This is a genomic window from Janibacter sp. CFPM2_SD2 (assembly GCF_057364645.1).
Genome location: NZ_JBNFOF010000145.1, coordinates 1 through 8,312, shown reverse-complemented (window position 1 = coordinate 8,312; position 8,312 = coordinate 1). Strand labels below are relative to the sequence as shown.

Genomic DNA, 8,312 nt, shown 5'->3' with positions numbered 1-8,312 from the left:
CGGTGCGACGGCCGACGAGCTCGGCCTGCCGAGGCTGGCCACCGACGCCGGCGCCGCCTTCGTCGACTCGCTGCAGGTGGCCGGCCTCGCCGGCGGGACGCTCATGCTCGTCGTGGCCGCCGCGGTCTTCGTGCTCACCCCGCGCGGCACCGACATCTCCGGCGCCACCCACGGCTGACCCCCAACCCTGCAAAACCCTAGGGTTTTGCGAAGTTGCTCGCCCCCAACCCTGCAAAACCCTAGGGTTTGCGAAGTTGGGGAGGGGTCGCGGGTGTGCAGTGCCGTTTGGCCATGCGAAGGGGAGGGGCGGGTAGCGTCGAGCCACGTGAGCGAGACCCCCTTCGACCAGGCCCTGCAGGCGGCACGTCACGACGACCCGTCGGTCCGGCAGCGGGCCGCCCTGTGGCTCGGCACCCACGCCGACGAGAGCGTCGCCGCCGACCTCGTGCGGCTGCTCGTCACCGAGCCCGACTTCTACGTCCGCGAGACCCTGACCTGGGCCGTGGTCACCCGTCACGCGGCGACCTACCCGCTGCTCGTCGAGGCCCTGCACGACGAGGACCTCGCCGCGGGGCCGGCCGGGTCCAGGTGCTCCACGCGCTGAGCAAGATCCGCGAGCCCGCCTCCGTCGCCGAGATCCTGCCGCTGACCGACGACGAGGACGACGCCGTCGCGGCCAAGGCGTGGTGGGCGCTCGGCCGGATCCACACACCCGGCGCGGTTGCCGCGCTCGTCGACCACCTCGGGGTCGAGCAGGACTTCCGTCGCCGCGAGCTGACCCGAGCCCTCGAGCAGGCCGGTGAGGCCGCGGTCGAGGGGCTGGCGACCCGGCTGCGCGAGGACCCCGACCTCTCCGTGCGCCGTCACGCCGCCGAGGCACTCCTCGCGATCGGCGACCCGGCCTCCCGCGGGGCTGCCCCCGACCTCCTCCACGCCGTCGAGCACGACGACAAGGAGGTCGTCCTGCCGGCCATCGAGGCCCTCGCCGAGCTCGATCTGCCCGAGGTCGACGGGGTGCTCACGCGCCTGCGTGACGGTGACGACGCCTGGTTGTCGATCACCGCTGGGTGGTTGATCACGGACCGCGCCGACAGGGCCTGAGCCGCACCGCCGCACGCTTGGATGGACCGATGGCCCCCACCTCGACCCGTCCGCGGCTGCTCCCTTCGCTCCTCGTGGCGCAGGCGCTGCTCGTCGCCTCGCCGATCGCCACGCTCGACAACCTGCTGACATCGCCGCGCGCCCTCGGCGCCCAGGCACGGCGGGCGGACCTGCCGGCGACGATCGCGTCGGGCCTGCCCTTCGTCGTGGCGCTGCTGCCCGTCGCCATGGTCGCGGTGGCCGTCGCGGTCCGCCGCCGCACCCCCGGCTCGTGGTTCGGCGCCGGCATCGTCTCGACCCTGGCGCTCGTCATCGCGATCGCCCCCGGCCAGCGCGGCATGACCACCGCGGCCCCTCTCGTGCACGGCATCCCGCTCGGGATCGTCGCTGCCGCAACGCTGCTCGTGCTGTGGCGGGCCCGCGGGGAGCGCACCCGCGAGCACGGTCGCTCGAGGGGCCGGCCGGTCCACCGTCGCCGCCGCCCCTAGGCCCTGGCTCCTCGCCCTCCGCAGCCGTCGCGCCACCGCGACCACCATCCCGGTCGCCCATCGGCGCCGCCCTCAGCCCCGACCTCGAGGTTTCGTCCACGACCCCGACGGCGCCGCTCGACGGCGAGCCGGCCGCCCAGGCGCGGCACCTGGCGCCCAACCCCGACAGCAACATCCACGGCGACGCGGCGATGACCGATGCCTACACCGACCGTGAGGTGCTCGACCCCCGCGGCGCCGAGGTCATCCGTCGCCACCTCGGCGGCGTGTGCGCCTCGATGCTCTTCGACGAGCACGGCCGCATCGTCGCGGTGTGCGTCAACGCCACCCGGGTGACGCTCAACGTGCTCGACCCGGACTCGCTCGAGGTCCTCGCCCGCGAGCACGTCGCCGACCGGCCCTTCCGCGCCGACTTCGCGACGAACTTCGCCGGTGGCGGCTACGCCGTGCTCGACGACGAGCAGCGGGTCGTGCTGCCCACCTCCGACGGCCGGATCACCCGGTGGTCGGTCGCCGACTCCTCGGGCGAGCCGGCGATCGAGGCGGTCGACGAGTTCGACGTGACGTCAGGTCTGGCCGAGGGCGAAGGGATCAACTCCGCGGTGCCGGGCACGGACGGCGAGATCTGGGTCGTCGGCCAGCTCGGCTCCGTGGCCGTGCTCGACCCCGAGTCCGGCGACGTCGGTTCCACGCGCTTCGCGGACGCCGACATCGAGAACTCCTTCGCCGTCGGCAGCGACGGACGTGCCTGGGTCGTCACCTCGCGCGAGCTCGTCGCCCTGCGCGCCGACGGCTCCACGCCGCAGGTCGTGTGGCGGCAGACCTATGACGCCGGCACCCGCCGCAAGCCCGGTCAGACGAGCCGCGCCTCCGGCACCACGCCCACCCTCCTGCTCGGCGAGCGCTACGTCGCCATCACCGACAACGCCGACCCGCGGATGCACGTCGTCGTCTACGACACACGGCGGGGGCTGGGCAGCCGGGAGCACTGCCGGGTCCCGGTCTTCGCCCCCGAGCGCAGCGCCACGGACAACTCCCTCATCGCCATCGGGTCTTCCCTCTTCGTCGAGAGCAACTACGGCTACAACCTCTTCGACGCGACCTTCGGCCGCTCCACCGAGCCCGGCATGACCCGCATCGACGTCACCGACGACGGCTGCGAGCAGGTGTGGGCCAACGACGAGATCCGCACGCCGTCGGTCGTCTCCAAGGGCACCCGGGCGGGGGTCATCGCCACCTATACGAAGGGGGAGTCCGTCGCCGGCATCGACGCTTGGTACTTCACCGCGGTCGACGCGACGACCGGCGAGGTCATGTGGCGCCGGCTCGCCGGGACCGGGCCGATGGTCAACAACCACTACGCGGCGATCTACGTCGGGCCCGACGGCGGGCTCTACGTCGGCGCGACCGGCGGCATCGTCGCCCTGCGCCCCCGGACCTGAGCCCTACGCTGAGGACCCATGGCCGACGTGACGATCACCCACCGCCCCGACGAGTCGCGCTTCGTCGCCGAGATCGACGGCGCCACAGCGGGTTTCGCCGAGTACCAGCTGACCGACGACCTCTACGTCTTCACCCACACCGAGGTCGACCGCGCCCACGAGGGCCTCGGCGTGGGTGGTGCCCTCGCCCGCGCCGCACTCGACCACGTGCGGGCCGAGGGCCGGCGCAAGGTGCTGCCGGTCTGCCCCTTCATCGAGGGCTGGATGGCCCGGCACCCCGACTACCAGGACCTCCACTTCAAGGCGCGCTCGACCGCGACCGACTGACCCGGCTCAGGGGCGACGCAGCTCGACCGGCAGGGCCTCGAGCAGGCGCAGCCACACCTCGCTCGCGTCGGGGAAGCTCGGCACCGCGTGCCGCAGCAGGTGGACCGGCACCCGCCCGGTGATCGCGATCGTCGCCGCGTGCAGCAGCTGCCCGGCGTCGGTGCGACGAAGGTCGTGCCGAGGACGAGCCCGGTGGCCTTGTCGACGACGAGCTTCGCCCGGCCGGGGGCGTCGTCGCGCAGCAGCGCGGCCCCGCCGACCTGCGCGAAGGGGACCTCCGCCACCTCGACGTCGTGCCCCGCCTCGCGGGCCTCGGACTCGGTCATCCCGACCCGCGCCACCTGCGGGTCGGTGAAGACGACCTGGGGGACCGGCACCCCGTCGGGCACCGGGAGCGGCTCACGTCCGGTGGCTGCGGCGGCGATCGCGTCCCCGACCACCGCGCGCGGTACTTGCCCCAGTGGGTCAGCGGCGCCTCGCCGCTCGCGTCACCCACCGCGTGCAGCCACTCGGGTAGCCGCCCCTCGAGCACGTCGTCGGGGGAGAGGCCGACCGCGTCGAGACCGACATCGCCCAGGCGGGGCGCGCCCGGTCGCGACGAGCACCTCGTCGGCCTCGATCTCCCCGGCGTCGGTGACGACCGTGACCGGGCCGCCGTGGACGCGGCCGACCCCGGTGTCCCGTGCGTCCGGCCGGCGGCAGCCGGTGGCCGACGTCGAGAGGCGCACGTCGACCCCCTTCGCCCGAAGTGCCTCTGCGACAACGCTGCCCGCGAAGGGCTCCTGATCGGCGAGGAGGGCGTCGCCCCGCACGAGCATCGTGACCTCGCTGCCGAGCGCGGCCATCCACGTCGCGGCCTCGACCGCGACGACCCCGCCGCCGACGACGACGAGCCGACCCGGGACCTCGGCGACCGCGTCGCGTCGCGTGACCCCCACGGGTGCACGTCGGCGAAGGGAGGCGGGACCACCGGTTCGCTCCCGGTGGCGATGACCACCGCGCGGCGGGCCCGCAGGCCGGACCGGGCCGCCCGGTCGAGCGGTCACCTCGACCTCGGCGCTCGCCGACGACGACGAGCGTGGCCGCGCACGGCCGTGACTGCCCAGCCTCCGCCCAGCGGACCTGGCCGGAGTCGTCACGGCCGCCGACCCAGGTGTCGCGGCGGGCGAGCAGGCCCTCCGGTTCGACCTCGGCTGTGGCCACCCCCTGCAGGTGGGCGGTGGCGTCGGCGACGGCGATCGGGCGCAGCAGCGCCTTGCTCGGGATGCACGCCCAGTAGGAGCACTCGCCGCCGTAGAGCTCGCCCTCGACGAGCGCTGCGGTCAGGTCGGTGCCCTCGATGGCGTACTGCGCGACGTTTTCGCCGACGGGTCCGGCGCCGATGACGACGACGTCGTACTCGTGAGTCTCGGACATGCTGGCTCCTCGGGTGGTGGGGTGGCCGGGCGAAGGGAGGTCAGACCCAGTAGGTGTCGTGCCGGACCATGAACTCGGCGCGCTGCTCCTCGGTCATCTCCTCGCCGCGGGCGAGGGTCTCGAAGTAGTCCTCCCGCGGTGCCCCGGGGGCGAACATCAGCAGCATCGACGCGTGGTCGGACCCGCGGAAGCCGTGGACCCCGCCCTCGGGGACGTAGAGGAAGTCACCGACGGCGACAGTGCCGACCGTGGCGTCCTCGGGAGCGGTGCACTCGATCTTGAAGACGAAGCCGTCCTGGTTGGCCAGCTCGGCGGTGAAGTCGCCAGCCGTGATCGGGACGTTGACGTCCTCGGCGGGGGCGGTCTCCTCGGTGCTCTCACCGGTGGCGTCGACGGACACGGTGCCGGTCGCCGGCACGGCGGTCTTCGGGACGGTGAGGGCCACGTCGCGGGCCTCGCCCCCTTCGCCGAAGGTGTAGGTCGTGGCGGCGGTGCCCTCGAGGGTCTTGACCCCCAGGCCCTGCATCGTCTGCGTGGCGTCGGCGCCGGGCGTGACCGTGGCCTTGATGGCGCCGGCCGGGATCGTCTCGCCCTGCTCGACGGTCTCCGGGACGTCGAGGGTCAGGTCGACGGTCCACGGGTCGGTGAAGGTGATGTTCTGCCCGGTCTCCTTGCACGAGTAGTCGAGGCTCCCCTTGACCTCGGCCGAGGCGGGCGTCGCGGCGGCGATCCCGATCATCCCGAGGCCCGTGACGAGGGCGGCACCGGCGGACGCGCGGGTCCTGAAGCTGGTCATGGAACTTCCAATCTCCGCTGGTCGTGCCCCCGAGACCGAGGGCGCGGTCGTCCCTGCAACCTACCTGCGGGTAGCAAGGAGTGCCGGGCGAAGGGAGTGGCTGTGGCCCGGCTCACGTCGTGCGCCGGCGGTGCCGCGGGGACTACTTGTCGATGTCGCCGACGACGAAGAACATCGAGCCCAGGACCGAGACCATGTCGGCCACGAGGCACCCCGGGAGCAGCTCGCCGAGGACCTGCACGTTGTTGAAGGAGGCCGAGCGCAGCTTGAGCCGCCAGGGCGTCTTCTCGCCCCGCGAGACGAGGTGATAGCCGTTGAGCCCCAACGGATTTTCGGTCGCGGTGTAGCGCTCGCCCTCGGGCACCTTGAGCACCTTGGGCAGGCGCTGGTTGACCGGACCACGGGGGAGCGAGCGCAGTCGCTCGACGCAGGCGTCGGCGAGGTCGAGGCTCACGTGGGTCTGCTCGAGGAGCACCTCGAGGCGGGCCAGCGAGTCACCCGCCGTGCGGGTGACGACCCGCCCCGGGCCGCCCTCGTCGAAGAGCTCGCCGTAAGCGAGGTAGGGCGCGTCGCGCCGCAGGTCGAGGTCGACCCCGCTGGCACGGGCGATGGGGCCGGAGACGCCGTAGGCCTCGGCGAGCGAAGGGGGGAGCACCCCGATCCCGCGGGTGCGGGCCTCGAGGATCTCGTTGCCGACGAGCAGCGCCTCGAGCTGCGGCATCCGGCCGCGCACCGCGGCGACGGCGGCGGTGACGCGGTCGAGCCAGCCGGCTGGCAGGTCCTCCTTGAGCCCCCCGACGCGGTTGAACATGAAGTGCATCCGCCCGCCGGAGATCTCCTCCATGACGGCCTGGATCTCCTCGCGCTCGCGGAAGGAGTAGAAGATCGGCGTCATCGCCCCCAGCTCGAGCGGGTAGGAGCCGAGGAACATCAGGTGGTTGAGCACGCGGTTGAGCTCCGCGAGCAGGGTGCGCGCCCACGTCGCCCGCTCGGGGACCTCCATGCCGAGCATCGCCTCGACGCCGAGGACGACGCCCAGCTCGTTGCCGAAGGCCGAGAGCCAGTCGTGGCGGTTGGCCAGGACGGTGATCTGCCGGTAGTCGCGGACCTCGAAGAGCTTCTCGGCACCCCGGTGCATGTAGCCGACGACGGGGTCGGCGGAGACGATGCGCTCGCCGTCGAGGACGACCCGCAGCCGCAGCACGCCGTGGGTCGCGGGGTGCTGGGGGCCGATGTTGAGCACCATGTCGGCGCTGGCCAGCGACCCGTCGCCCACACCGACGTCGAGGGTCCGCGTGCCGCGCGTGCCCGGGCTGCTCGTCATGCCCGCCAGTATGCGCCAGGCGGTGCGGCCGTGGCCCTTTGGCACCATGGACGGGTGCCGACCCGACGTGTGCGACGAGCGGGCGCGGGGCTCGTGGCCCTCGCGCTCGCCGTGGCGACCCTCGCCGGCTGCATCGGCGAGCCCGAGGAGCCCTACACCCCGTCCGGGACGGCCGCCGTCGAGGGCGAGGCCGTGCTCGACCCGTGGTTCGACGCGGTGCGCGGCGACGCGGACGACGCGGCCGACGTCGTCGTCCTCGGCGACTCGGTGAGCGAGGGCTCGGGCCTGCGCGACCACCTCGAGCGACGGTGGGTCGACCGCCTCCAGGCCCAGCTGCGCGAGCGCTCGGGCACGCCCGACTGCCGACGACGCCGGGCGGGTGGCAGGCACGGACCTCGCTCGTGCCGGCCTACTACCAGGCCTCGTCGCTGCCCGACCCGCAGGTGCGTGGCATGACCACCCTGACGCCCGACCTCGGTCCGGGAGGGCGGGGCATGGCCCTCGAGCCGGGGGCCAGCATCACGTGGAAGGTCCGGGCCGAGTCGGTCGACATCGGCTATCGCACCCGCTTCGGCGGGGGCCCCTTCGAGGTGCGCATCGACGGCGAGATCCCCTACGACGGGCTCGCCGTCGCCACGGACGCCGACGGCGGCGCCGAGCGGCGCACGTGGTCCTCCGGTGACCTCGGGCCCGGCACCCACACGATCACCGTGCGCAACGACGTCAAGGGCAGCACCGCCCGGCGCGCGGTCATCACCGACCTCATGCCCTATCGCGGCGACCGCGACCGCTGCGTCCACGTCCTCGACGCCTCGCGCTCCGGCGTCTCGGCACGCACCATCTCCCAGACGCCGGGCTACCTGCGCGACTCCCTCTCGCTCGAGCCCGACCTGCTCCTCGTGCCGCTCGGCTTCAACGACCGCCGCACCGGGTCCAACGCGCGCGAGTTCGGCGAGAGCCTCGACAGCGTCATCGGCCAGGCGCGGGAGTACGGCTACGACGGCCCGATCCTGCTCGTCGGCTGGTTCACCCCGGCGCCGGTCCGGGGTCAGGCGTCGTGGACCGGGTACCTGCGCGTCATGCAGGGGCTCACCCGGCGCGAGGGCGTCAGCTTCATCGACCTGTCGCCCGTGCTGCCGGCGGCCGACCCGTCGTCGCGCTACTTCCGCGACGGGCTGCACCCGTCGGAGCAGGGGCAGCCGCTCATCGCGGACGTGCTGACGGAGGTGCTCGTGCCGCCGGGTGACGGCACCCCGACGACGTCAGGGTCGGCGACCCCCTCCAGCTCCTCCGGCCCGTCGTCAGCCGACCCGGCGAAGCGCCCAGAGGAATCCTCCGGGACCCCCTGACGTCAGGGCGGCGGCCTGCGACGCGCGGGCCAGCGCGGCGAGGTAGCCCGCGGGGTCGCTGCGGGCCAG

Annotated in this window: 10 protein-coding genes and 2 pseudogenes; 7 read left to right on the top strand and 5 right to left on the bottom strand. The window is 73.6% G+C overall.

Going from position 1 to position 8,312, the window contains the following annotated elements; translation table 11 throughout:
- The first annotated feature begins 325 nt into the window (after positions 1 to 325).
- From AC2W7J_RS13050 to AC2W7J_RS13030, 5 genes are all read left to right on the top strand, one after another.
- Positions 326 to 604, top strand: a complete 279-nt coding sequence (locus tag AC2W7J_RS13050) for a HEAT repeat domain-containing protein (RefSeq protein WP_485982894.1) — start codon at positions 326 to 328, stop codon at positions 602 to 604.
- The gene (locus AC2W7J_RS13045; RefSeq protein WP_485982892.1) at positions 589 to 1,101 is read left to right on the top strand and encodes a HEAT repeat domain-containing protein; all 513 of its coding nucleotides are present in this window, start codon (positions 589 to 591) and stop codon (positions 1,099 to 1,101) included. Before AC2W7J_RS13050 ends, AC2W7J_RS13045 begins: the two co-directional genes overlap by 16 nt.
- A 29-nt stretch (positions 1,102 to 1,130) precedes the next feature.
- Positions 1,131 to 1,589, top strand: a complete 459-nt coding sequence (locus AC2W7J_RS13040; RefSeq protein ID WP_485982890.1) for a hypothetical protein — start codon at positions 1,131 to 1,133, stop codon at positions 1,587 to 1,589.
- A 191-nt stretch (positions 1,590 to 1,780) separates the two neighbouring features.
- Positions 1,781 to 3,031: a hypothetical protein gene (locus AC2W7J_RS13035; protein ID WP_485982888.1), complete on the top strand. Its 1,251-nt coding sequence runs from the start codon at positions 1,781 to 1,783 to the stop codon at positions 3,029 to 3,031.
- Positions 3,032 to 3,049: 18 nt separating this feature from the next.
- Complete coding sequence (locus AC2W7J_RS13030) at positions 3,050 to 3,358, top strand: GNAT family N-acetyltransferase (protein WP_255184768.1); 309 nt, start codon at positions 3,050 to 3,052, stop codon at positions 3,356 to 3,358.
- A 209-nt stretch (positions 3,359 to 3,567) separates the two neighbouring features.
- Here AC2W7J_RS13030 and AC2W7J_RS13025 read toward each other — a convergent pair.
- The 5 genes and pseudogenes from AC2W7J_RS13025 to AC2W7J_RS13005 form a co-directional block, all read right to left on the bottom strand.
- A pseudogene (locus tag AC2W7J_RS13025) lies at positions 3,568 to 3,684 on the bottom strand (hypothetical protein); the annotation flags it as partial.
- Positions 3,685 to 3,846: 162 nt separating this feature from the next.
- A complete protein-coding gene (locus AC2W7J_RS13020) occupies positions 3,847 to 4,296 on the bottom strand; it encodes an FAD-dependent oxidoreductase (RefSeq protein WP_485982886.1) in 450 nt (149 codons plus the stop codon).
- A 292-nt stretch (positions 4,297 to 4,588) separates the two neighbouring features.
- Positions 4,589 to 4,774, bottom strand: a pseudogene (locus AC2W7J_RS13015) (FAD-dependent oxidoreductase); the annotation flags it as partial.
- 40 nt (positions 4,775 to 4,814) lie between these two features.
- Positions 4,815 to 5,570 (bottom strand): DUF6801 domain-containing protein, encoded by a 756-nt coding sequence (locus tag AC2W7J_RS13010; RefSeq protein ID WP_485982884.1) that lies wholly within the window; start codon positions 5,568 to 5,570, stop codon positions 4,815 to 4,817.
- Between the two features lie 142 nt (positions 5,571 to 5,712).
- On the bottom strand, positions 5,713 to 6,894 hold the full coding sequence (locus tag AC2W7J_RS13005; RefSeq protein WP_255184325.1) for an NADH-quinone oxidoreductase subunit D: 1,182 nt from the start codon (positions 6,892 to 6,894) through the stop codon (positions 5,713 to 5,715).
- A 54-nt stretch (positions 6,895 to 6,948) separates the two neighbouring features.
- On the opposite strand from AC2W7J_RS13005, the gene AC2W7J_RS13000 reads away from it, so the two are divergent.
- Positions 6,949 to 7,350, top strand: a complete 402-nt coding sequence (locus tag AC2W7J_RS13000) for a hypothetical protein (RefSeq protein WP_485982882.1) — start codon at positions 6,949 to 6,951, stop codon at positions 7,348 to 7,350.
- The gene (locus tag AC2W7J_RS12995; protein ID WP_485982880.1) at positions 7,347 to 8,243 is read left to right on the top strand and encodes an SGNH/GDSL hydrolase family protein; all 897 of its coding nucleotides are present in this window, start codon (positions 7,347 to 7,349) and stop codon (positions 8,241 to 8,243) included. The genes AC2W7J_RS13000 and AC2W7J_RS12995 overlap by 4 nt, the downstream gene beginning before the upstream one ends.
- Positions 8,244 to 8,312: the final 69 nt, after the last annotated feature.